The sequence below is a fragment of the Synechococcus sp. UW140 genome (assembly GCF_900474295.1).
GTDB lineage: Bacteria > Cyanobacteriota > Cyanobacteriia > PCC-6307 > Cyanobiaceae > Synechococcus_C.
Map to the genome: position 1 here is coordinate 1 of NZ_UCOB01000008.1, position 22,400 is coordinate 22,400.

Annotated in this window: 23 protein-coding genes and 1 pseudogene; 13 read left to right on the forward strand and 11 right to left on the reverse strand. The window is 60.3% G+C overall.

The features are described 5' to 3' along the window. Both DXY10_RS14805 and DXY10_RS03220 read right to left on the reverse strand, forming a co-directional pair. Positions 1–166 (reverse strand): annotated as a pseudogene (locus tag DXY10_RS14805) (carbamoyl-phosphate synthase); the annotation flags it as partial. A 119-nt stretch (positions 167–285) separates the two neighbouring features. Further along, entirely contained in the window at positions 286–1,989 is a 1,704-nt protein-coding gene (locus DXY10_RS03220) for a protein adenylyltransferase SelO family protein (protein ID WP_115016154.1), read from the reverse strand. Between the two features lie 127 nt (positions 1,990–2,116). On the opposite strand from DXY10_RS03220, the gene DXY10_RS03225 reads away from it, so the two are divergent. The 5 genes from DXY10_RS03225 to DXY10_RS03245 are packed head-to-tail and all read left to right on the forward strand — an operon-like array spanning position 2,117 to position 8,318. Further along, a complete protein-coding gene (locus DXY10_RS03225; RefSeq protein ID WP_115016156.1) occupies positions 2,117–3,238 on the forward strand; it encodes a histidinol-phosphate transaminase in 1,122 nt (373 codons plus the stop codon). A gap of 58 nt (positions 3,239–3,296) precedes the next feature. Beyond that, the gene (locus DXY10_RS03230; RefSeq protein ID WP_115016158.1) at positions 3,297–4,238 is read left to right on the forward strand and encodes a DUF3365 domain-containing protein; all 942 of its coding nucleotides are present in this window, start codon (positions 3,297–3,299) and stop codon (positions 4,236–4,238) included. Beyond that, a complete protein-coding gene (locus tag DXY10_RS03235; protein WP_115016159.1) occupies positions 4,235–5,146 on the forward strand; it encodes a phosphate/phosphite/phosphonate ABC transporter substrate-binding protein in 912 nt (303 codons plus the stop codon). The genes DXY10_RS03230 and DXY10_RS03235 overlap by 4 nt, the downstream gene beginning before the upstream one ends. Then, on the forward strand, positions 5,146–7,302 hold the full coding sequence (locus DXY10_RS03240) for a protein kinase (protein ID WP_115016161.1): 2,157 nt from the start codon (positions 5,146–5,148) through the stop codon (positions 7,300–7,302). Before DXY10_RS03235 ends, DXY10_RS03240 begins: the two co-directional genes overlap by 1 nt. Next, a complete protein-coding gene (locus DXY10_RS03245; protein WP_244281910.1) occupies positions 7,302–8,318 on the forward strand; it encodes an asparaginase in 1,017 nt (338 codons plus the stop codon). The genes DXY10_RS03240 and DXY10_RS03245 overlap by 1 nt, the downstream gene beginning before the upstream one ends. A 21-nt stretch (positions 8,319–8,339) precedes the next feature. On the opposite strand, the gene DXY10_RS03250 is transcribed toward DXY10_RS03245, so the two are convergent. The 6 genes from DXY10_RS03250 to prfB form a co-directional block, all read right to left on the reverse strand. Further along, the gene (locus tag DXY10_RS03250; protein ID WP_115016164.1) at positions 8,340–9,077 is read right to left on the reverse strand and encodes an MBL fold metallo-hydrolase; all 738 of its coding nucleotides are present in this window, start codon (positions 9,075–9,077) and stop codon (positions 8,340–8,342) included. A 26-nt stretch (positions 9,078–9,103) separates the two neighbouring features. Continuing rightward, entirely contained in the window at positions 9,104–9,712 is a 609-nt protein-coding gene (locus tag DXY10_RS03255; RefSeq protein WP_115016166.1) for an aminodeoxychorismate/anthranilate synthase component II, read from the reverse strand. An 8-nt stretch (positions 9,713–9,720) separates the two neighbouring features. Further along, positions 9,721–10,158, reverse strand: a complete 438-nt coding sequence (locus DXY10_RS03260; protein ID WP_244281916.1) for a diacylglycerol kinase family protein — start codon at positions 10,156–10,158, stop codon at positions 9,721–9,723. A gap of 25 nt (positions 10,159–10,183) precedes the next feature. After that, positions 10,184–10,777 carry an rRNA maturation RNase YbeY gene (gene ybeY / locus DXY10_RS03265; protein ID WP_115016169.1) on the reverse strand — a complete coding sequence of 198 codons (594 nt, stop codon included), beginning with the start codon at positions 10,775–10,777 and terminating at the stop codon, positions 10,184–10,186. Further along, positions 10,774–10,941, reverse strand: a complete 168-nt coding sequence (locus tag DXY10_RS03270) for a DUF3285 domain-containing protein (RefSeq protein WP_115016171.1) — start codon at positions 10,939–10,941, stop codon at positions 10,774–10,776. Before DXY10_RS03270 ends, ybeY begins: the two co-directional genes overlap by 4 nt. 3 nt (positions 10,942–10,944) lie before the next feature. Beyond that, positions 10,945–12,073, reverse strand: a protein-coding gene (prfB, locus tag DXY10_RS03275) for a peptide chain release factor 2 (RefSeq protein WP_115016329.1) whose coding sequence is annotated in 2 segments (ribosomal slippage) — positions 10,945–11,997 and positions 11,999–12,073 — 1,128 coding nt in all. Because the reading frame shifts where the segments join, the coding sequence is not laid out codon by codon here. 80 nt (positions 12,074–12,153) lie between these two features. Here prfB and grxC point away from each other — a divergent pair. Genes grxC through DXY10_RS03290 form a run of 3 tightly spaced genes read left to right on the forward strand, consistent with a single transcriptional unit; the run spans position 12,154 to position 15,407 of the window. After that, positions 12,154–12,414 (forward strand): glutaredoxin 3, encoded by a 261-nt coding sequence (gene grxC, locus DXY10_RS03280; protein ID WP_115016173.1) that lies wholly within the window; start codon positions 12,154–12,156, stop codon positions 12,412–12,414. Positions 12,415–12,426: 12 nt separating this feature from the next. Beyond that, positions 12,427–13,350 carry a glutathione synthase gene (gshB, locus tag DXY10_RS03285; protein ID WP_115016174.1) on the forward strand — a complete coding sequence of 308 codons (924 nt, stop codon included), beginning with the start codon at positions 12,427–12,429 and terminating at the stop codon, positions 13,348–13,350. Positions 13,351–13,391: 41 nt separating this feature from the next. Next, positions 13,392–15,407 carry a S9 family peptidase gene (locus DXY10_RS03290; protein ID WP_115016176.1) on the forward strand — a complete coding sequence of 672 codons (2,016 nt, stop codon included), beginning with the start codon at positions 13,392–13,394 and terminating at the stop codon, positions 15,405–15,407. Here DXY10_RS03290 and DXY10_RS03295 read toward each other — a convergent pair. Continuing rightward, positions 15,369–16,820, reverse strand: coding sequence for an isochorismate synthase MenF (locus DXY10_RS03295; RefSeq protein ID WP_115016177.1), 1,452 nt, complete (start codon positions 16,818–16,820; stop codon positions 15,369–15,371). The two genes, DXY10_RS03290 and DXY10_RS03295, sit on opposite strands and share 39 nt — an antisense overlap. Before the next feature lie 67 nt (positions 16,821–16,887). Between DXY10_RS03295 and menA the strand changes: the two genes are divergently transcribed. From menA to DXY10_RS03315, 4 genes are read left to right on the forward strand one after another with little or no spacing between them, the layout of a single operon-like run. Next, on the forward strand, positions 16,888–17,868 hold the full coding sequence (gene menA, locus DXY10_RS03300; protein WP_115016179.1) for a 2-carboxy-1,4-naphthoquinone phytyltransferase: 981 nt from the start codon (positions 16,888–16,890) through the stop codon (positions 17,866–17,868). A 5-nt stretch (positions 17,869–17,873) separates the two neighbouring features. Beyond that, complete coding sequence (locus tag DXY10_RS03305) at positions 17,874–18,866, forward strand: o-succinylbenzoate synthase (RefSeq protein WP_115016331.1); 993 nt, start codon at positions 17,874–17,876, stop codon at positions 18,864–18,866. Then, positions 18,863–20,128, forward strand: coding sequence for an AMP-binding protein (locus DXY10_RS03310; protein WP_115016181.1), 1,266 nt, complete (start codon positions 18,863–18,865; stop codon positions 20,126–20,128). Before DXY10_RS03305 ends, DXY10_RS03310 begins: the two co-directional genes overlap by 4 nt. Next, positions 20,125–20,403 (forward strand): TM2 domain-containing protein, encoded by a 279-nt coding sequence (locus DXY10_RS03315; RefSeq protein WP_115016182.1) that lies wholly within the window; start codon positions 20,125–20,127, stop codon positions 20,401–20,403. The genes DXY10_RS03310 and DXY10_RS03315 overlap by 4 nt, the downstream gene beginning before the upstream one ends. A 199-nt stretch (positions 20,404–20,602) precedes the next feature. On the opposite strand, the gene DXY10_RS03325 is transcribed toward DXY10_RS03315, so the two are convergent. Then, positions 20,603–21,061, reverse strand: a complete 459-nt coding sequence (locus DXY10_RS03325; RefSeq protein WP_115016186.1) for a thioesterase family protein — start codon at positions 21,059–21,061, stop codon at positions 20,603–20,605. Positions 21,062–21,243: 182 nt separating this feature from the next. Between DXY10_RS03325 and DXY10_RS03330 the strand changes: the two genes are divergently transcribed. After that, the gene (locus tag DXY10_RS03330) at positions 21,244–21,927 is read left to right on the forward strand and encodes a hypothetical protein (protein ID WP_115016188.1); all 684 of its coding nucleotides are present in this window, start codon (positions 21,244–21,246) and stop codon (positions 21,925–21,927) included. A gap of 30 nt (positions 21,928–21,957) precedes the next feature. Here DXY10_RS03330 and DXY10_RS03335 read toward each other — a convergent pair whose 3' ends face one another. After that, positions 21,958–22,362, reverse strand: a complete 405-nt coding sequence (locus DXY10_RS03335; RefSeq protein ID WP_115016189.1) for a DUF2752 domain-containing protein — start codon at positions 22,360–22,362, stop codon at positions 21,958–21,960. Positions 22,363–22,400: the final 38 nt, after the last annotated feature.

Sequence of the window (22,400 nt, forward strand, 5' to 3'; positions counted from 1 at the left end):
GAAACCCCCAGTTGAACTTGATGGCATCCTTGAGGTTGATCTCCATCACCCCGAGATCATCTGCGCTGCCTGCCTCTTGAGCAGCAGCGGGCAGCAGGGCCGCGTTAGAGAGTGCCAGTGCAGCGATGCCGCTTAGCGATAGCGACAGGCGTACGGAACGCTGCATTGGACTCAACAGACGATCGCTCAGCACATTGCACCGCTTTGGCTGTTGATGAAAGTTGAAGTAGGCAGTTTCAGTTTTGCCGTTATTCAGCTTCTGATGACCATCTCCATGGGCCTGGCTTAAGACGAGCAGCTGTAGTGGGAGATGCCTCCGGCGCCGAAGAACTCCCGTGGTCTCAGCTGGTCGTAGCGAGCTGCGAGTTCAGGCGAGAGCGGTTCGTAGGGGTTGCGGAACACGGTCTGAAGTTCGTGCACCAGGCTGTACTCACCTCGAGCCGCCTGCTCATAGGCCGGTGCAATTAGCCATTCGCGCCAGGTGATAGCGGGATTGGTGCGCTGCATTGATGCGGTGATCTTTTCGGACTCTCCACTGCCGCAGAGCTGCTGGTGCCAACGCGTTAGCCAGGTGTTCCATTGTGCGTCGAGCTGTGCATCGCTAGGCACGTAGAAGCCCCGCTTCAGAGGCGTGACCTCCCTCGGCAGTGATGCCAATTCGCGGAAAACAATCGTGTAATCCGCCTTCGACGCCACCATCAGCTGCAGCAGATCGCCGATCAGCTCCGGAGCAACGCTGGTCAGTCCGAGCTTGCGTGCCCACATGGCCTCTAGTTCGGCTTTCATGGCATCGCTGAACGACTCATGCAGCGTGTCGAGTTCGGCCGTTTCGGCTGGGTGATCTTTCAGCAGCGTTTTGAGCGCTGACCAGAACATCCGGTAGTTGGTTTCCGCCGCTTTGGGTTGATTCAAAAAGGAGAAATGAATCCCGCCGCCGGTCCAGGGTTGAAAGCGGGGGTCGAACAGTTCGCAGAAGCCGAATGGTCCGTAGTCGAGGGTGAAGCCGCCGGCGGCGCAATTGTCGCTGTTGAAGTTGCCCTGGCAGTAGCCCACGCGCATCCAGTGGCAAACCAGGTTGATTAAGCGTTTCCGGAACAATCGCGCCAGCTGCACCACCTGCGCCGGGAACGGCAGGGAGTCGTCAATCTCCTCGCGATAGTTCCGCTCGATCAGATGCTGCACGATCATCTGCAGTTCCTGGTGGACCTCGGGATGAGCTTCGCTACGGGCGCGCCGTGCGAATAGCTCCAGCTGGCCCACCCGCAGAAAGGATGGCGCCACGCGCGTGGTGATCGCGGCCGCATTGTCGACCAGGATGTCGGGGTCCATCGATGGCGATGTGCCCGAATACCAGGGGCGACGCACGTTCTCGTCGTGGGAGACATAAAGCGTCAGCGAGCGGGACGTGGGAATCCCAAGGGCATGCATGAACTCCTGGGCCAGGAACTCGCGCACGCTGGAACGCAACACGGCTCGGCCATCGGCGCCTCGGCAATACGGCGTGGGACCGCCTCCCTTCAGCTGCATTTCCCAGCGTTGACCCTTGAACAGGCCTTCGAACACGGAGATGGCCCGTCCATCGCCGTAGCCGTTGCCATTGCCGAACGGGCACTGCTGCACGTATTCCGTGCCATAGATCGAGAGGGCGTAACCGGTGGCCCATCCAACCTTGCGCATCGGTTGCTGGGCGACTGAGAGGTCGCCAGAGAAGAGGCGGCGAAAGTCGTGATCGTGTGCCAAATCGTCCTGGAGCCCGAGCTCTCGAAAGAAGGGGACGCTGTGGCTGACGTACTGCGGATCGGGAAGTGGGGTGGGAGTCACGGGCACGTAATGGCCTGAGCGCACCTCACGGGCTAGGTGGTCGTTGCCGTCTTCCCTGCTGTCTGGGTCGGGCGTCAGGGCATGGATCAGCGAGTAATCAGCGTGTTGCGCTAGATCTTCAACGCTGGCGATCAGAGCTGCCGCCTTCTTGGAGGAGGTGTGGGTCATGGCTGCCGTTCACTACATGATCGTGGCGGGTCTGGCGATCACTGTGTTGCAGCCGTCGCCATCCCGGATGTGATGAATGGTGGATCGCCACCGACAATGGCAGTGATCCTCGCTTTCTGGAGATGTGATGACGCAGCCACGCTCAGCGGATGGCGTGATCCGTGCCCGCAGTGATGTGGAGCGTCTCAAGGCTTACAGCGCTCCCCTGGAGGGAAGGCGGGGGATGTTGCGTCTCGATTTCAATGAAAACACCTTGGGACCCAGTCCCAAGGTGGTGGAGGCACTGCGTTCGATCCCAGCCGAGCAGTTGGCGATCTATCCCGAGTACGACGGCCTCAGGGAGGCGGTCGTGGCCAATCTGGCTGCGATGCCAGCGGGTCTAGCGCATGATCTTGCCCCCGCTTGCGTCGGGGTGTTCAACGGTGTGGATGCGGCCATTCATGCTGTTTTGCAGGCCTATGGGGGGGCAGGTGACACTCTGCTCACAACCAGCCCCACGTTCGGTTACTACGCCCCATGCGCCGGCATGCAGGGGATGGCGATCGAGGCTGTGCCGCATCAGATGCCTGGATATGGCTTCCCGTTCGAAGCGGTGATGGCTGCTCTGACGCGCTCCCCTCGGGTGTTGATGCTTTGCAATCCAAACAATCCCACAGGCACGCGCCTGGACGCCCATCGGGTGCTGGCTCTTGCTGCGGCGGCACCTAACACCCTCGTGGTTGTGGACGAGCTGTATGAGGCATTCACCGGTGACAGTGTGCTGCCCATCATCGATTTCAACGCAACGCCGAATCTGCTGGTGTTGCGTTCTCTGGCGAAAACTGCTGGTCTCGCGGGTCTCCGCATCGGTTTCGCCATCGGCCATGCCGAGGTGGTGGATCGTGTTTCGCGGGTGACCGGTCCTTACGACGTCAATAGCTTGGCGGTGACGGCCGCCTTTGCTGCGCTGGCGGATCAAGATTATGTCGATTCCTACGTCGCAGAAGTGTTACGAGCCCGTGAGTTTGTCGTGTCTGCACTGGAGCAAGCTCGGGTGCGTTTCCATGTGGATGGAGGCAACTATCTACTGCTTTGGCCCTGCCGTCATGCCTCTGCTGTGGAGACCGAACTACGCGCTGCCGGCATCCTGGTGCGCTCGATGGCTGGTAAGCCCCAGATCGATGGATCACTCCGAGTGAGTCTTGGCAGCACTGAGCAGATGCAGCGATTCTGGGAGACGTATCGGCTGATTGACGGTCTGCAGGAATGACCTGTGAAAACCTGGTTTGCCTACTAGTTTGTGAACAAAAGAGCTGTCGTTTGGGTTGATGTCACCGATCAAGCGGTTGTTCCCAGAGCCAGGGCGGCGTCCGTTGCGTCAGCAGCTTGCGATCACGCTCACCGCCATCCTGACGCTGTCGATTCTCGTAGCCGTACTTTTACTTAATTTGCTATTCGGCTGGCAGGCACGGGAGCTGATTGATCAGCGGGCTGCGTTTTTTATGGACGCAATGTTGTCGGTGCGTGCCTACACCAGCAAAAAAGTGAACCCAATTGTGGCGCCCCTCAATCAAGGTGCCGGATTGTTCCGGCCTGAGGCAGTGCCCAGTTTTTCCGCTCAAACGGTGGCGGGCTTGCTCAAGGACAATCCCGACTACCGCGAATATTCCTATCGAGAAGCGGCTCTTAATCCCACCAATCTGCGCGATAAGGCCGATTCGTTTGAAACCGGAATCATCGAGAAGTTTCGGCGCGATCCTTCCCTCAAGCGCCAGTCCGGCAGTAAGGCAACGCCGTTAGGGGTGGTCCATTTCGTTGCTCAGCCGATCAAGGTCTCCAAAGAAAGCTGCTTGGTTTGCCATTCCACGCCTCAGAGAGCGCCTACCAGTCAGCTCTTGGCTTATGGAGACAGCAGTGGCTTTGGCTGGAAGTTGAATGAAATTGTTGGCACCCAGATCGTCACCGTGCCCCAGAAAGCAGTATTTGCGGCGAAGGATCGCTCCCTGATCGCCACCGCAGTGCTAATGACGCTGGCTTTTGCGGGAGTGGGAGTCATCACCAATCTGGTTCTCAATCAGTTGATCCTCAGGCCGATGCGTGAGATCAGTCGCAAGGCGGAGGAAGCGAGTGTGATTCCTGCCACCGTGAATTTTGAGGAGAGGGAGCGTCGTGACGAGATTGGTCTGCTTGCTCGCAGCTTTGAGCGCATGAAGCAGAGCCTGGCGATCTCGATGCAGATGCTCAAGGATCGGAAGGGTCAGGGGGGATGAATCGCTGGCTCTCGTTATTGGCCCTGTTGCTCACCTCCGCCTGTGGGGGGGCGCCCCGTTCTGATGTGTCCTTATGTGGCCCTGGTGGTCGGCTGAGGGTTGGTCTGGTCGGTGCCCAGGAGGGACAGCTCGAGTCAGCTGCGGGTGTTCTCGCTGATCGTGAACAGTTCCGCTTGCGCGAGCTGCTCACGGTGGCCAGCCGGTGTGAAGTGCAGTTAGAGCCCGTGGTGAGTCCGGAGCAGGCCAGGCTGCGCTTGAAGAGCGGAGGTTGGGATTTGGCTTTTCTGCCTCCGGGGCTCACGGCTTTTGCGCTCGAGCAGAACGGAGGTTACGGGCTTGTGCGTCAGCTGGGGCGGCGGGGCAATTCCAAGTCACAGCTGCTGGTGAAAGCCAGCCGTGGTTTGACGAGTAGGGCTGATCTGCGCGGTCAGCGTCTCGGCTTGCTGCCGCGAGGCTCGTTGAGTGGGTTTTACTTGCCCCTGTTCAACCTCCACGGCTTGCGCTTTTCGGAAGTGCAGTACGCCCTGAGCTTTGCCCGCCTGCGCGAGATGCTTAACGACGACAAGGTTGATGTGATCGCCTGGGATGGGGCGATCCCCCACGGCATGGAGGGCTTTGAGGTGCTGCATGAGGACTCCCATCTGATTCCCCTTGGGGCCCTAGCGCTTAGTCAGCCCCTGTTGCAGGCGGATCACCAACCGTTTCTGCATCAACTCGACGAGAACGTCACGCAGCTGCCGAGATCGCTGGGCTACGCCAGCGGAGTCCTCCCTGAGCCTTATGCACTGCAGGAACTCAGGGCGATTGTGGCCGCTGTTGAGGGTTGGTCTCTGCCGCAGGGTGGTCAGGCCTACACCGTTTATGGAGCGAAGTCGGCAACCATCGCTGGCCAGGGAGGCAAGCGCTGATGCCGGAACAAGCTCGTCATCTCCGCGCCATCGTCTTCAGTGATGTTGTCGATTCCTCGGTGAAGATCTTTGCCGATGAATTGATCGCGATTCAGCGCATTAAGGAAGACCTTGCATTAATTCGCGACGCGGTACAGAGTCATGGCGGACTGCTGGTCAAATCCCTCGGGGATGGCCTGTTGGTGACCTTCGATGGACCAACCCAGGCGCTCCAGTTCATTCAGTCGGCCGTGCAGGCTCTCCGTGCGCGCGGACGTCAGTCGCTCGCCCATCGCTTCGGGCTGCACACCGGTGAAATTTATGCCGATGGCGATGACATCCTTGGCCAGGGAGTCCATCTCGCCTCTCGGCTGCAGACCGTCAGCCCCGCTAACGGCGTGGCTTTCACCCGTTCCACCTATGAGCTGATCGATCCCCGTTTCCGTCAGCTGGCCTGGGGGATGGCTGATGTGGAGTTGAAGGGGCTGCCAGAGCGGATGGATCTTTACTGTCTTGGTCCCGAGGAGCTGCTGCGCTTCGGTCGCGCTCCGTTCGATACGGGGCTGAACGTGGATGCGCTGCTGCAAGACACCCCTTATTCGGTCGTACGCCCCCTAAGTCGCTCCAAGGAACGCAACACCCTGCTGCTCCAGGAACGTCAGCGTGATCGTCAGGCGGTGCTCAAGTTGATTCCCGCCGATGCGGCCTTGGAAGAGGCGTTGCGTGTGGAGTCGGCCTGCCTCGACCGCCTGCGCCATCCTCGAATCCCCAGGGTGCTGGATGTCTATGCCCAGGGGGGAATCTTCTGTTTCATCCAGGAGCACATCGCTGGACCATCCCTGCACGGGTCCCTCGACCTGTTGCGGCGCAAGCAGCGGCTTGCAGAGTTGTTGCGTCAGGTGCTGCAGGTGCTTGAGGTGGTGCATGCCGCAGGTCTTGTGCATGGCGACATTCATCCCGCCAACCTCATCCTCCCGGACAGTGACAGCGCACCTTTTCTGGTGGACTTCTCACTCTTGCGGGCGCGCACGGAAGCCAAGCGTCAGCAGCCGGATGGGGGCGAGCCAAGCTTGTCGGAGTTGGGTCGGCCTTATTTCACCGCACCTGAACGAGCACGTTTTGGTCGGATTACGCCGGCTGCTGATCTCTATGCCCTCGGGGTGTCGGCTCTGCTGCTCTATTGCGGTGGAGAGCCGTCGACTCTTTACGACGAGACGCTGGCTTGTTGGAAGCTTGAAGGGCTCGATCTGGAGGTACAGCGCTGGCTTGCTCCCCTGCTTGAGGATCAGCCTGCCAGACGGTTAAAGCATGCGGCTGATGCCCTTCAGTTACTGGATCAGCCATCGTCGGTGGTGGTGAGCCATGCCGCTCCGCAGTCGCCGCTTCCGACCCGCTCAGCGGTGGATGGGCCTCGGCAACCGGTCAGCAAAGTCGCTTTGCATGACCATCTGGTGGTGATTTATGGCCCGATGGTTGCGTTGCTGTTGGAGTCGACGCCCTCCACGGTGGAACCCCATCAGCTGCCCTTACTTCAGGAGCGATTGGTGGGTGCAGGACTCGCCCTCGCTGATGTGGAGGAGGCGATGCGAAAAGCCCAGTTGAAAGCGCCTGATGCGCCTGTTGGCGGAGACATCGAAACCATGGCTCCTCCTGAGCCGCCAGCGGTTGTGCCACAGCCGCAAGCTGCTCCAGCTGACCCAGGTCTTCACGCTGCCTTGCTTGCCCTGCTTCGCGATCGTGTGGGGCCGATTGCGGATTTCATCTGGACCGCCGAGCTTTGCGAAGCGGCGCAGCATGATCCAGCCTTTCTCCGCAGCCAATTGCAGAACACTTCCGTTCCGGTTGCAGTGATCGACGAACTGCTGGAGCAGGCGGCAACCGTTGCCACCCACTTGTCAGCCTCTGATCGTGAAGCGTCATCGGCTCCTGCTGCGAATGCACCCCCCGCGGTTGTCTTAAGGGCTGAAGAGGAATCTGCAGCTCCTGCTGTGATTGAGGATGACCAGCTGCGTGCCCATCTCACCGAACTGATCGGTCCGATCGGCCTGACGGTGTTCGAGCAGGTGCGAGACCTCTCCAAAACGGATCAGCCTCGGGCCGTGTTGGCGGCCCTGCGTCGTTATGGCGTTGATGAGGCTTTATTGGACGAACTGGCACTCCGCTTTGGCTGCACCTGATGACGCTGTCGCCGAAGATGCTCCCCTCTGTGTTGTTGCTGAGTACTGGGGGCACGATCGCTGGACGCGGTGATGCCAGCACCCGCTTGAACAGCTATGCCGCTGGTGCTCTCAGCGCTGAGGAGCTGCTGGCGGCAGTGCCTGAGCTGCATCAATTGGCCACCTTTCAAGTTGAGGCCATTGCCAACATTGACAGTGCGGATTTGCAGTTTGCCCACTGGAATCATTTGGTGTTGCGCATTCGTGCGGCCTTGGCGGCTGATCCGAATCTTGTTGGAGTCGTGATCACCCATGGCACCAATACCTTGGAGGAAACCGCCTGGTTGCTGGAGCTGTTGATCGACGATCCGCGCCCGGTGGTGTTGGTGGGAGCGATGCGTCCAGCAACGGCTTTGAGCGCTGACGGCCCACTTAATCTGTTTCAGGCTGTGCAGGTGGCGGTCAGCCTGAAGGCCAGGGGGCTAGGGGTGCTGGTGGTGATGGATGGTGAGATCCACAGTGCCCGCTCTGTCAGCAAGGTAGCGACGCAGGGGGTGGGTGCTTTTGCAAGCCCTGGTGCTGGCCCCCTGGGTTGGCTGGATGATGCTGGCGTGCATCTGCCTGCGGCGAGAACCCAGCGAGAGGTCCCTTTTGCGGCTCTGCAGCTGCCGGAACTGTGGCCGGAGGTGGCGATCCTCCATGGTTGCGTGAATCCATCTACGGCCTTGATCGAAGCCCTTCTGATTGCAGGGGTCGAGGGGCTGGTATTCACCGGGACCGGTGCAGGTCAGCTGTCCGCGTTAGAGCGCAGGGCCTTGGAAGGCTGGAGCGGTTCCCTGCCCTTGATACTGCGCTCGAACCGCTGTGGTGCAGGGCCGGTGCATGGTCATGCTGATGACCCGCAACTGGGGCTGTTGCCAGCCGGCAACCTCAATCCTCAGAAGGCGAGGGTGTTGCTCTTGCTTGCTTTGATCGCAGGTCTTGATCGCTTTGCATTGCAGCGTTTGCTTGCGCTGCAGAGCATGACTGTGGCCTGACATGGCTGCGGTTTGAGCCGATCAGCGCATCACGTCGATCACCGTGCTGTCGCCCAGGCGACTCGGAAGCGTGAGCGTGGTGCCCACGCGCTGCACTTTGGTGCCGCCTAAGGAATCCAGAAAGGGCTGAACGCCAGTCTGATCGCAACCGACGGGTGCTTCGCCGCTCACGTATTGCACTGGAATTACACGGCGGGGGTTGAGAGCCTTCACGACCTCCGCAGCTTCCTTGCCGTTGTATACCTTGCCGCCGCCGCCCACGCCGATGATCAGCACATCAGGGCGTCCCAGCAGCACCTTGTCTTCGCCGCTGAGCTTGGCGGCGGTGCCGCCAAGGTGGGCAAAGCTCAGTCCACCCTGCTGCCAACGCCACAGGGTGGATTGGCCGTAACGGCGACCACCGATGCGGTCATGAGGGGCGGAGAAACCCTCCAGCTTCAGGCCGCCTACCCGGAAGGAACCAGGTTGGGAAAGAAAGGTGCCATTGGCGATGCGGGCCCCTTCATCGGGAAGTTCGGAACTGGCCAGGATCACATTGGCCGTCACCCGTGGTTCCGCCAGACCCTTAGCGCAGCCCACGGCTTGGAACGGGTTGATCAGCACCGACTGGCCACCACCATTGATCAGTAGGGCGCTGTGGCCATAGTTGGTGATGGTGACGCCACCGGCCTGGGCGCTCAGGCTGCCTCCCAGCGTGATGGATGCACCGAGCAACAGGGCTGCGGATCGGACTGCCGTGGTCTGCTTGCGAGCGGGCATGGAGTGGATCCGACTGGGCTTGGAAACTAGCAGTGGTGCGCTCCTGACTCCGCCTGACGAAGGAAGTTGGCCAGCAGCTGGTGACCGGCTTCGGTGAGCACACTTTCAGGGTGAAATTGCACGCCCTGCAGGTGGGGATAGTCACGGTGTTGCAAACCCATCACCATGCCGTCCTCCAGCCAGGCGGTCACCTCTAGGCAGGAGGGGAGACTGTCGCGGTCTGCCACAAGGCTGTGATATCTGGTGGCCGTGATGGGTTGGGGTAGCCCGGCAAACACACCGTCCCCCTTGTGGAGCACGGGTGAGGTCTTGCCATGCATCAGTTCAGGGGCACGCACCACACGACCGCCATAGACCTGGGCCAGGGCCTGATGGCCGAGGCAGACCCCCAGGGTGGGAATCGTTGGGGACAGTTCGCGAAGCACGTCGAGGCACACGCCCGATTGGTCCGGGTCACCCGGGCCTGGTGACAGGAGGATTGCCTCTGGATTGAGGCTGCGGATCTCGTCAATGCTGAGGGCGTCATTCCGCTCGACCCGCAGATCGGCAGCGACCGGGTGATCGCACGCCAGCTCACCGAGATACTGCACCAGATTGAAGGTGAAGCTGTCGTAGTTGTCGATCACCAGAAGCATGGCTCTGATTATCCCTGAAGGCGCTCCACCAGTGGCGGCAGCAGCAGGAGCATGGCGATCAGCATTGAGCTGATTGCGGCCACGAGTACGGCAGCGGCGGCACAATCCTTGGCGATACGAGCGAGGGGGTGGAAGCGCCGTCCGATCGCCAGATCAACAACCGCTTCCATCGCGGTATTGAGCAGTTCCAACACCAGCACCGCTGCAATGGTGAGCACCAGAACAGCCATCTGCAGGGCAGGGAGTTGCAGCCCGATCCCAAGGCTGAACACCACGGCCCCAATCACAACGTGGATGCGAAAGTTGCGTTGGCTGATGAAGCTGTAACCCAGTCCCTGAGCGGCATAACGGAAGCTGGAAGGCAGATCGCCCGCGATCGTCCAGGCCCCTCTGTGGGCTGCATGACGTGCTGTGCGCCGGGCCTGGGTTGGACTGGTTTGGCTCAGATCCTCAGGCACGGTGGATGCGCTCTCAGGGTGCAGTAGTGAGTTCTGAAGTCGCGTCACAACCACCCTCCCTTTGGCCCTGAACCTTACCGCTGTTGCCAAGAAGTTGCTCCTGGCAGTGGAGCATCGCTGATAGCAGTGCCTCGTTGGGGTGATCCCAGCCGAGCAGGTGGAGAAAACCGTGGCTGACCAGCCAGCGCAATTCCCAAAGCAGATCATGGCCGTGGTCGCTGGCCTGTTTGCGGGCTGTCGGCACGGACACAATGATGTCCCCCAGCTCCAGACATGGTGCGTTGATCAGCGGTGGTGCGTCGTCAAGGGCGGCAAACGAGAGCACATCAGTGGAGTCCGGTTTGTTGCGCCAGCGGCCGTTGAGGTCGGCGATGGTCGCATCATCGGTGAGTTGAAGGCCCAGGCTGAATCCCCTTGCCCGTCGTACCGATGCAGGACAGGACGGCGGCTCCAAGGTTCTCATCGTCTGCAGCCAAGCAGTGAGCTCCTTGAACCAGTCCTCTGCAGCGGTTAGGCGATTGTGTTCTGCGCTGGAATCCGCGTCAGCGTGGAGGATTGTCGGTGCTGGATCAAAGGCGAGATCCAGCTCGAATGCAGACCTGGTCATTGAGGCAGGTTTGGACGGCCGAGCCAGGCCACTAGAACAATGAAGGCGAGGAAACCGACGCCGGTGAGGCCAAAGTGCAGCAGGCTTTTGCTGCCCTTGCGCACCATGTTGCGCATGGCCTGCTTGACGAAGCTGGGGGCGTTGTCGTTCTCCGTTTCATTCATGCGTCAGCTCTCGTCCTCACGGCCAGGGCTGTCAACACCTTGGCGCAACAGAGCCTGGATGAAGGGGTCGAGATCACCGTCCATCACCCCTTGCACGTCAGTGGTCTCCTCCTGGGTTCTTAGATCCTTGACCATCTGATAGGGGTGGAACACATAATTGCGAATCTGGTTTCCCCAGGCTGCTTCAACAATGTCGCCGCGGATGTCGGCGATTTCTGCAGCCCGCTGTTCCTGGGCGATGACCAGCAGCTTGGCCTTGAGCAGAGCCATCGCCTTTTCCTTGTTTTGAAGCTGGGAGCGCTCTTGCGTGCAGCGCACGGCCAAGCCCGTGGGGATATGCAGGATGCGAACGGCGGTTTCCACCTTGTTGACGTTCTGGCCACCAGCGCCACCGGATCGGCTGGTGGTGACTTCCAGATCCTTCTCTGGGATATCGATGTCGACGTCCTCGTCCAGCATGGGCATGACCTCCACGCCAGCGAAGCTGGTTTGACGCTTGTCGTTGGCGTTAAACGGTGAGATCCGCACCAGCCGGTGGGTGCCTTTTTCGTTATGCAGATAGCCATAGGCATAACGGCCCTCGATTTCGATTGTGGCGCTCTTGATACCTGCTTCTTCGCCTTCGGAGAGTTCGTCCACGCTCACCTTCATCCCATGGTCTTCTGCCCAGCGTGTATACATGCGCAGAAGCATCTGAGCCCAGTCCTGGGCATCGGTGCCGCCGGCACCGGCATTGATCGAGAGAACGGCTCCTTCCTTGTCGTATTCCCCACTCAGTAGCCTCTCCAGCTCCCAGCGATCCAGTTCGCTACGCAGCTTGGTCAGACCGGACTGGGCCTCAGCGAGCATGTCGTCGTCTGGCTCCAACTCGTAGAGCTCAAGGGTTGCGTCCGCATCGTCCACAGCACGCCGCCACTGCACGAGCTTTTCCAGTTGAGCTTTCACCTCATCGAGGCGACGCATTTGCTTCTGGGCGTTTTGTTGGTCGTCCCAGAAACCCGGTTGGGCTGCGAGTTGTTCGAGGTCCTGCTGCCTGGCCTTCAGTGCAGGAACGTCAAAGACAGTCCTGGGCATGGCCCAGGCGGTCAGTGAGCTCGGAGAGGTCGCGCTTGAAGTCAGTGAGGTCGAGCAACGTTGAGGGCGTTTCCATTGATCTGACGCTATCAGCGTGGTTGGCCTGCATAAGATTCCACCTCACCCGTTCCGCACACCATGGCCAAGGTTGAGATCTACACCTGGCGCACCTGCCCTTTTTGCGTGCGCGCAAAGGCATTGCTGGATCGCAAGGGAGTGAGCTTTAACGAGATTTCCGTGGATGGTGACGAGCCTGCCCGTGATGCCATGGCTGATAGGGGCAATGGCCGGCGCAGTGTTCCCCAGATCTTCATCAACGACCGTCACATTGGTGGCTGTGATGAGCTGCATGCGCTGGAGCGTGCCGGTGACCTTGATGCGCTTCTGGCGCAGGTCTGATCGGAGATTCCGATGCGCCAGTTGTTTGTGATGGATCCGCTGGAGCGGATTAATCCGGTCAAAGACTCCACGGCTGCCCTGATGCAGGCTGCCCAGAGGGCCGGTCATGAAGTGTGGGCGTCGACCCCTGCTGATCTCATCGCCTTGGGTGATGAACCGCTTGTCGTTGCGGTGCCTGTTCAGGCTGAGCCCTGGCTCACGATTGGCGAGCCGCAGCGACAGCAGCTCCAGATCTTTGATGCGATTTGGATGCGCAAGGACCCGCCTGTTGATGAGGCCTATCTCTATGCAACCCATTTGTTGGAGGTGGCCGAGCGGGCTGGGGCACTGGTCCTCAACCGTCCTTCCTCGTTGCGCAGCTGGAACGAAAAGCTCGGAGCGCTGCGTTTCAGCCGTTGGATGGCCCCGACGCTTGTGGCCGGTCGGATCTCCGAGTTGGAGGCCTTTGCCCATGCACAGGGCGAGGTCGTGCTCAAACCTCTCGGAGGCCGTGCCGGTCTTGGTGTGGTGCGGGTGTCAGCTCAGGCTCCAGGCTTGGGCGCCTTGCTGGAGCTGGTGACGGAGCAAGGGCGGTTGCCAGTGATGGCCCAACGCTTTCTGCCCTCTGTAACCGATGGCGACAAGCGCATCCTGCTGGTGGATGGGGAACCTCTCGGAGCTGTGAATCGCAAACCGAAGGAGGGTGAGTTCCGCAGCAACCTGGCAGTGGGCGGGCATCCGGAGGCCACCGAGCTCAGTGACCGTGAGCGTCAGATCTGCGCAGCCTTGGCACCAGCGCTGCGTGCCGAGGGCCTTTTCTTCGTTGGCATCGATGTGATCGGCGGCATGCTTAGCGAGATCAATGTCACCAGCCCCACAGGGATCCGCGAGGTGGAACGCCTGATGCAGGTTCCCCTGGCTGATCAAGTGATTTCTCGCCTGAAGGCTTCGCGCTGACACGCCTCGCCACAATCAAGTGGTGATCTGAGACAACTGCGATGCGTCGCCGCATTCTGCTGCTGGGGGGACTTCTGCTGACGGGTCTGTGTTTGAGCGAGCTCTGCATGGGGTATCCAGTACGGGCGGCTGAACCCCCTGCTCTGATTCCTCGCGAGGTGCTGTTCGGCAACCCGGAGATCTCCAGCGTCAGCCTCAGCCCCAAGGGTGAGCGCCTGGCCTATTTGGCTCCGGATCAGGGGGTGCTCAATCTCTGGGTGCGGGATCTGAGTGACGACAGCGTTCCGCGGCTCCTGACTCGTCAGCGGGATCGTCCCCAGCGTGGTGCTGCCTGGACGGCTGATGGTCGCTATTTGATTTCCACGCGGGATAGCGAAGGCGACGAAAATACCGTGCTGGTTCGCATCGATCCAGACACAGGCGACATGCGTGATCTCACCCCTGCGTCCGGGGTGCAGGCCCAGGTGGTGGCCAGTGATCGCGAGGCTCCCAACGAATTGGTGGTGGGCCTCAACGATCGCGACCCTCGTTATCACGATCTCTATGTGATTCAGGTGGATAGCGGGGAGCGTCGTCTGCTCTATCGCTCCACCGATGACGGCAGGCAAGTCTCGGTGGAATGGCTGGATGGTGCGTGGCATCCAGTGCTCCGCTCTGAGGTGCTCGCAGATGGTGGCAGCGCCTACGAGTTGAAACTTCCTGGTGACGCTGATTGGCGGCCGTTTTTGCGCTTCGGCTTCGAGGACACGATTAGTGGTTCCTCTCCGGGCGGATTTACGCGTGATGGTCGCTGGCTCTACGGCACTCTCAGCACCGGCGAAGATCTACCTCGGTTGGTGCGCTGGAGTCGGGAGGAGCTCAGTAGCTGTGGCACCGTTTGCCAGCCAGACGTGGTGCATCGTTCCAGCAGTGGTGCTTTAGGGGTGTCTCTCACCGATATCGACACGGGTGAGCCAACCCTGTTGCAGGAGGTGGATTTGCGCAGCCGCCGTGTTGTTCTCGACGCCTCGCTGAAGGCCGATCTCGCTGCACTCAAGACTTTGGCTGCCGGCAATGACTTCGGCATCGTCGGTCGAGATCTGCGCGATCGGCTTTGGCTGGTGGTGATCGGTTCGGATCAGAAAGGTGAGGAGTACTGGTTGTGGGATCGGAGCCGTCGCCAGCAACGCAAGTTGTTCACCGTGAGGCCCCAGCTGGAGGCTTACACCCTGGCGCCGATGGAGAGCCTTGATCTGAGAGCCCGGGATGGAAGACGTCTGCCCGCTTATCTCACCCGCACCCCTCTGGCCGCCTCTGTCCCACAGCCCTTGGTGCTTCTTGTCCATGGCGGACCTCAGGCAAGGGATTACTGGGGGCTGAATTCCACCCATCAGTTACTGGCCAATCGTGGTTACCACGTGTTGAGCGTGAATTACAGGGGATCCACTGGCTTTGGCAAGGCGCACCTCCTGGCTGGAGAAGGGGAGTGGTACGGCCGGATGCAGGACGACTTGGTGGATGCCGTGAACTGGGCCGTTGCCGAGGGCTTTGCTGATCCTGATCGGCTCGTGATCATGGGCGCCTCCTATGGGGGCTATGCAGCCCTGGCTGGTCTGACTCGCGACCCTGAGCTGTTCGCTGCTGCCGTGGCCGAAGTGGGCCCCTCCAATCTGCGCACGTTGCTTGCTTCGATTCCTCCCTACTGGGAATCAGGCCGGGTCATTTTCGAACGGATGATTGGAGTGGGCAGCGTCGACCTTGATGCGATCTCGCCGATTCAGCATGTGGATCAGATCAAGCGCCCCTTGTTGCTGGGGCATGGTGCCAACGATCCGCGCGTGAAGCTTCAGGAAAGCGAAGTGATTGCAGCTGCCATGGCGGAACGGGGGCTGCCCATTGATTTTGTGGTGTTCCCCGATGAAGGCCATGGGCTTGCCAATCCCCGCAATGCGCTCGCGATGACGGCTCTTGTCGAAGCATTCCTGCAGCAACACATTGGTGGCAGGGCAGAACCCTTTGGGGAGGTTCTCAACCAGTCCTCAATGGACTGGCGTCTGCGTTCGTTGCCGACCCCCTGAGCGCAGGTCGAGCTGGTCGGCTAGGACGGCCAGCTTCAGAGCTACCTCCTGAAGTTCTTTCTCAGCCAGTGATCCACGCACGAGGCCGGCCCCTGCGGTCAGGTCGAGGCGATGGCCGCGGGCATGGCCGCAGCGGATCGCCACCCGTAGTTCCGCATCGCCAGCGCTGTCGATCCAGCCCACTGGTGCGGCATAGCCGCCGCGTTCAAACGGCTCCAGACTGCGCAGCCACGTCATCGCCTCTCGCCGGGGCAAACCAGCCACGGCAGGAGTGGGGTGGAGTGCACCGGCGAGGGTGAGGGGTTGATGGCCGCTGGCTGCCGCGGTGATCGGGGTGTGGAGATGCACCAGATGTCCGTGTCGTGCCAGCTGAGGGCGCCGTGGCCGCCGTGGGCTGAGGCCCTGTTGCTGCAGGTGCTCAGTGATCGCTTGCACCACGAGCTCATGCTCGCGCCGGTCCTTATCGGATTGCAGCAGAGCTTCGCCGCTGTCCCCCTGTCCTGCGGTTCCAGCCAGGGCATCGCTGCGCAGCTGGCCGCCGCGCAGGCTTAGCAGGCGCTCTGGGGAGGCCCCGAAGAAAGCGTCAGCAGCGGACCGTTGCCATAGGAAGCGGCAGCTCCCAGCCTGCTCATGGCGCAGCCTGGACAGCAGCGGAAGGGGATTGAGTGTGTCGCGCAGGGCGATGCTCTGGCGCACCGCCAGCACAAGTTTGTGCAGATCACCGCGATTGACCAGTTCGATCCCCTGCTCAAGGGCCGGGGCATAGCACTGCTGCCAGGGCACGTTGGTGGTCACGGCACCAATCGGTCCTTGCCAGTGCTGAGGGTTGGCACTGGCAGTCGGGGCCTGCAGGCGTTGATGCATCGCCCAAAGTGTTTCCACTAAATCGCGCACATCGCCGCTTTGGTGAGCCAAGCCATGGATCCGTAGCCAGCCCTGGCGGCCATGACGGCTCAGTTGCCATCGGGGCAGGACCGCTTGGACGGCTGGGGTGGTTTCGGCTGGCAGCTGGGCTTGTCGTTGCTGTTCGTTCGGATGGGAGAAAAAAGAAAAGGCCAACAGCACCCGGCTGCGGGCTTGGGCCGGTGCGTGAGGGCTGGCGTCGATGAGGCGGGCCAGGGTGGCATCGCTGAAGCGTTGCGCCAGCTCAAATCGTTTGGGGCCAGCGAGGTCGAGGTGATGACAGCGTCCGCTGGCGGCCAGGCAGAGGCCAGGTGCGCCATCCCAAAGAAAGCGGAACGGATGGGTTGCTTCCAGCAGCGGCAGTTGCTCTAAGGGGTCCACTCCCTGCAGGGGAAGGGCCATGCTGAAGACCCCGTCGTCGACGCGCTGCTGTTCCCAGATTCGCAATGCAGCGGCCAGCACGTCAGGGAACCGTGCTGCATCCAGGCTGGAGGCGGAAGCGGCCTGCATCCGACGTGGAGAGACACCGTGCTGCTCAAATGTATGGGCCTTCGTATGGGCCGTAGGGCTTGAGTCCATGCCAGACCCGCAGGCTGTTGCATCCCGTTACGCCCCGCACCCGGATCGGCGGCACCTCTGGAAGGCCGCGATCAAGTGGCCGATGTATTCCGTGGCTGTCATGCCGGTGCTTTTGGCCGCCGGCTGGCGACTGGCGGAAGGCCATTCGGTGCGCTGGAGCCAGGCGGTCGGTTTTCTTGTGGCTGCGGTGCTGCTGCTGCTCTGGGAAAACCTCAGCAACGATCTCTTTGATGCGGAGACCGGGGTGGATGAGAGGGGGAAGCCCCACTCGGTAGTGGCTCTGCTTGGACGTAAGCCGCCCGTTCGGTCTCTGGCTTGGCTGGCATTGCTGCTGGGCCTGTTTTTGATGCTGCTTCTGGCCTTGCGTAGCAGCGTTGCGGTGCTTGGTTTGGTGGCGATCAGCTGCGCGATCGGATATGTGTACCAAGGTCCTCCATTCCGCCTGGGTTATCTGGGTTTAGGGGAACCGCTTTGCTGGCTCGCTTTCGGTCCCTTTGCAACGGCTGCAGCTCTGTTGGTGCTCGCCCCAGCGGCCAATGGTGTGGAGCAGCTCCCCATTCCCTGGGGCACGGCCTTGATGCTGGGCTCTGGTCCAGCCCTTGCCACCTCTCTGGTTCTGTTTTGTTCCCACTTTCATCAGGTGGAGGAAGATGCAGCTCATGGCAAGCGCTCTCCTGTGGTGCGTCTTGGCACGGCCAGGGCTGCCGCGCTGATCCCTTGTTTCGTGGCCGGCACCCTGGCCCTGGAATGGATCCCTGTGGTGCAGGGGCAATGGCCGTTGACGGCTCTGCTTGGAGCGCTGGGCCTGCCCGCCGGAGCGGCTTTGATCCGCTTACTGCGTCAGCATCACCATGAGCCCGAGCGCATTCAGCACAGCAAGTTTCTGGCGTTGCGCTTTCAGGCCCTGAATGGGTTGGGTTTCAGTGCTGGTCTTGCGATCAGTCCTCTGCTGGGATGGGGCCAGCAGGCAGCAGGGTGATGACGATGGGGCTGAGGCTGCAGATCAGGCCCTACTCCTTTGCGCTTACCCGTTCCCTTCGTACCGCAGCCGGTGAGTGGCAACAGCGCCGAGGTTGGTTGCTGCGCTTGGAATCTCCCTCAGGTCGCTGCGGTTGGGGTGAAGTGTCGCCGCTCGAGTCCGTCGAACAACGGCGTTGTGCTCGCGCGATGACTGAGCTCGCTGGCAGGTTCAGCCCGAGCCTGACGGAGGCTGAGTTGGAGCAGCATCTGATGGTCAGCCCTGGTGCAGTGGCCTTCGGTCTTGGTGCTGCTCTGGCGGAAGTGCAGGAACTCGTGGGTGGAGCGGCTGGAGAGAGCTGGTTGCCCGCCCCGTCTTCGGCTCAGTTGCTGCCGGCGGGCGGTGGGATGCCAGCGGCGTTGGAGGGGCTCCTGGCGGAGAGTCCGGCGCCGGATCATCCCTTGACTGTGAAATGGAAAGTGGCTGCGACTGCGGATGCCGAGGAATGGCGCCTGCTGGACTGGTTGCGTGATGCCTTGCCCCGCCAGTCCAGGTTGCGATTGGATGCCAATGGCGGCTGGTGTCGCCAGACAGCTCAGCGCTGGGTCGAGTGTCTTCAGGGTGACCCTCGCTTGGAGTGGTTGGAGCAGCCCCTGATGGTCGACGATCTGGAAGGGCATCGCAGCTTGTTGGCTCGGGTGCCTGTGGCCCTGGATGAAGGTCTGAGCAAGCACCCAGCCTGGAGAGAGCACTGGCCCGGTTGGCAGGTGCGGCGGCCGATTCTTGAGGGAGATCCCAGGCCATTGCTGCGCCAGTTGCAGCAGGGAGTGCCGCGGTTGATGCTGAGCACGGCGTTTGAAACAGGCATCGGTGCGCGCTGGCTTGCCCATCTCGCCGCTTTGCAAGTCCAGGGCCCGACACCGACAGCTCCCGGGCTGGCGCCAGGTTGGTCCCCGCAGGGACCCTTGTTCAGCTCTGATCCGGAACAGGTCTGGGCTGCTTCAGAGGGGATGGCATGAGTGGTCTCAGGGTGGTGCGAGTGGAGCCGACCCGGTCTGCCGGAGTGTTGAAGGAGTTGGCGCTAGCCAGCGCTGGCAATGGTTGGATCTGGCTTCAACCAGCTGATGGGGATGGCGAGCCTGCAGTGGCTGCCTCCAAGCTTCCTGATGGCCCAGGAATCATCCTGGCTGGTGGCGGATCCCAGGGGGGGCGCAGCCTCTGTCTGCATCCCTTGGCGCATTTGGACCATTCGGCAGCAGCCACCGGTCGCTGGTTGGAGGCGTGTGACATCGATCCCAGCCAGGCCTTGGTGCTGAACCCGCTGCCGTTGCATCACATGAGTGGCCTGATGCCCTGGTGGCGCAGCCATCTCTGGGGGGCTGAGCATGTCTTGTTGCCGCTGCCGCTGATGCGTGATCCGCAGAGGCTTCTGGCGCACTGCAGGTTGATCAGAGATTGGGATTGCAGGCCGATGGTGGTGTCGCTCGTCCCCACCCAGCTGCGTCGTCTGCTTGCCCATGACCAAGGGGTGTGCTGGTTGCAACGGTTTGCTGTGGTCTGGGTTGGTGGAGCAGCGCTGCCGAAGGATCTGGCTGATCACTGCCGACGTTTGGGGGTGAGGCTGTCTCCCTGCTATGGGGCAACGGAAACGGCGGCGATGGTGGCAGCCCTATCCCCCGAGCAGTTTCTGGCAGGCGAGTCCGGTTGTGGTGCTCCTCTCGATGATGTGGAGTTGTGCCTGGATGCGACGGGTGCACTGATGGTGCGCACCGCTCGGCTTGCGATCGGTCGTTGGTGCGAGGGTGGGCTTCAGCCATTGACGGACGCCGACGGTTGGTGGTGCTCGGGGGATGCTGCGATCCTGCGCTGCAATGCTGATGGATTCAGGCAACTCAGGATTCAGGGTCGCCTGGATGGGGCGATTCACTCAGGCGGCGAGACCGTCTTCCCAGAGCAATTGGCGCAACGACTGCTGATCGATGCCCACAAGCGGCAGTTGCCCTTGGAAGCGGTGCTGTTCCTGCCTGTGGAGCAAGTGGAGTGGGGGCAGAGGCTGGTGGCTTTGGTGCGTTGCCATGAGGGAGTGGCGACTGAACCAGACTGGCCATCGCTTCAGTTAGAACTGCAGCAGCTCAGCCGTCACTGGCGACCGGCGGAACGGCCGATTGCCTGGCATCAGTGTCAGGAACTTGAGCCCACTGCGGCAGGCAAATGGCAACAAAGCCGTTGGCAGGCTTGGCTGCGTTTGCAAGAATGTGCCCAATTGAACGTTCAAAAATGAGCACGTTGTCTGAGTCTGATGTCAACAACAAGAAGCTTTCAGCTGGTCTGTTGGGGATCTTTCTCGGTGCCTTCGGCGTTCACAAGTTCGTTCTTGGTTACAACAATGCAGGCATCATCATGTTGGTGGTGAGTATTGCTGGTGGCGTCATCACTTGCGGTGCTGCAACTGGTGTGATGTCAATTATTGGCATGGTTGAGGGCATTATTTACCTCACAAAAACTTCCGATGAGTTCCGTGAGGCTTATATCGATCAGCAGAAGCCCTGGTTCTGATCGTGCTCCATCTTGTCAGGCGTTTTGCGCCCACCACTGTGTTGCTGTTGGCGGCTTTGTTGAGTACCTCAGCATTGTCAGAACACACGCATGACGGCTTTCACCTGCTTGTGGTGATGGGCTGCATGCTTCCTTTGCAGTGCGCTGCTCTGTTCTGGGCTTGGCACCGCTCACAGCAATCATCCAATGCAGGCTGGGATTAGACACTGCTGATCTGTCCCATGCTGGAGGCTTCCAGCCAGCGATCGATGGGCTCCGGCAGATGGCACCTCTGCCTAGAGCTTGTGTCGATTGCAAGATGGCGGATGAGTCCATTGCCTACCTTTTCACCAAGGAGAGTGAATGCTGTCTTGACCTCAAAGCAGCCGGGGTTGATTCGTTCTGGTTGCAGTGTGAGGCAAAGCTGATCTCCTCCATGCACGGGTCGCAAAAAGTCGGCTTCGCAGTGAATGACTGGTAGGGCGATTGGAGGACAGTGCTTCTGATCGCGGCAGCCAGGAAACACAACGGCCGCGGCGACTCCATAGCGTTCCAGGCTTTCTTCCCAGGCCTCATGGCACCAGCGCAACAGTTGGTGGAAATGCATCACACCGGCAGCATCGGTGTCCCCAAAGCGCACGGAACGTTCGAGTTTCAGCCAGTGGTCAGGGGTTCGCACAGTGTCAGTCAGTTAGTCGGTTGAGCCTGCTGGAGCGTTGATGTCAATGCGGTGCCATTGATTGTGCATTCGGCTTACAAGCTCTCCGATGGTTGTATTTGATTTGTGAGTGTTGCGGATGGCTGTGTTGGCTTGGATCGGGATTTAAACTTCATTGTATTGATTCCATTTTCTTGTTGGTGATGTCTGATTCCCTTAAGTCTCGGCCTGCGTCGGTTGGTGATGCCTGGAGTGACTTGGGTTTGCATGGCGGGGCCATTGCGCTGACGTTTTTGTCCTTGTTGGCTTTGGGTGGGATTAGTTACATCATTTTCTATCTCCTCTTCTTTATATTCTTTTCTGTTGCCGGTGGAGCGTCTTCTGACTCCGCTCCGCTTCTGGGTCTCGTTTTTGGCGGGTTGGGAGCATTCCCCACTTATGTGTTGAGCTGCCTCGCCGGTGTGTTGTTTATGGCGATTCCTGCTCTGTATTTCTCCAGTGGTACGCCCGTGTCTTTCCCCGATGCGGTCCGTGTGCTGATGAAGCGTCCTAAGCGGTATCTATGGGCAGGATTTGTATTTACTCTCATTTCTGGTCTAGGCGGTGCTCTTTGCTATGTGCCAGGAATTGCTGTGGCGCTAACCGGCCCTGTTTATGTCAACCTTATTTTTAATACTGATCGCCCTGTTTTTGATGCCTTCGGAGCATCTTTCTCAGCGACCTATCAGGGCCAGGGGTGGTCGTTTGTGGGCGCTGAGGTGCTTGGCGGGATTTTGGCCATGATTGTGGCTGTTTGCACCTGCGGCTTTGGTGGCTTTATTGTGTTTCCGATGTTCTGCTTCTATTTGCAGAATCTGATCTACAACAAAGGACTGGTATCTCAGTAGGGTTTGAACTTGCTTAGGCTGCGGTGGAGATTAGGGAAACTGCAGCCAGGTAAGATTTGGCCACCATGCCGTAGCTGCAAGGCGTGCTAGCCAGTAGCTGATCAATGTAAGTAGGCCAATGATTAATGGGCGTGTTGCAAGAGTTTTTGGGAAAAATCGTTGATCGCGCAGTGCGATTAGAGCCCAGGCCACGAGGACAACGGCCATGATGGGTCCGAAGGCATGAAGTTTCAGTGAGGTCTCCCACTGTCCTGCTAAGGCGCTGCAGGTGGCGCGGGTGAGATAGCAGGTTGGGCAAGGAATGCCTGTGCTTCGCTGTAGCAGGCAGCTGAAGCCAGGCAGGCCTGGGTGATGACCCTTGAACCAGAGGTAACCAGTCAACACGCTCGGGATCAGGAATCCAGCGTGTTGAAGACGCCTTAAAAACGTGTTCACATCAATGTATTCGTATCACTGAAGGTTCTTTGTGGTCG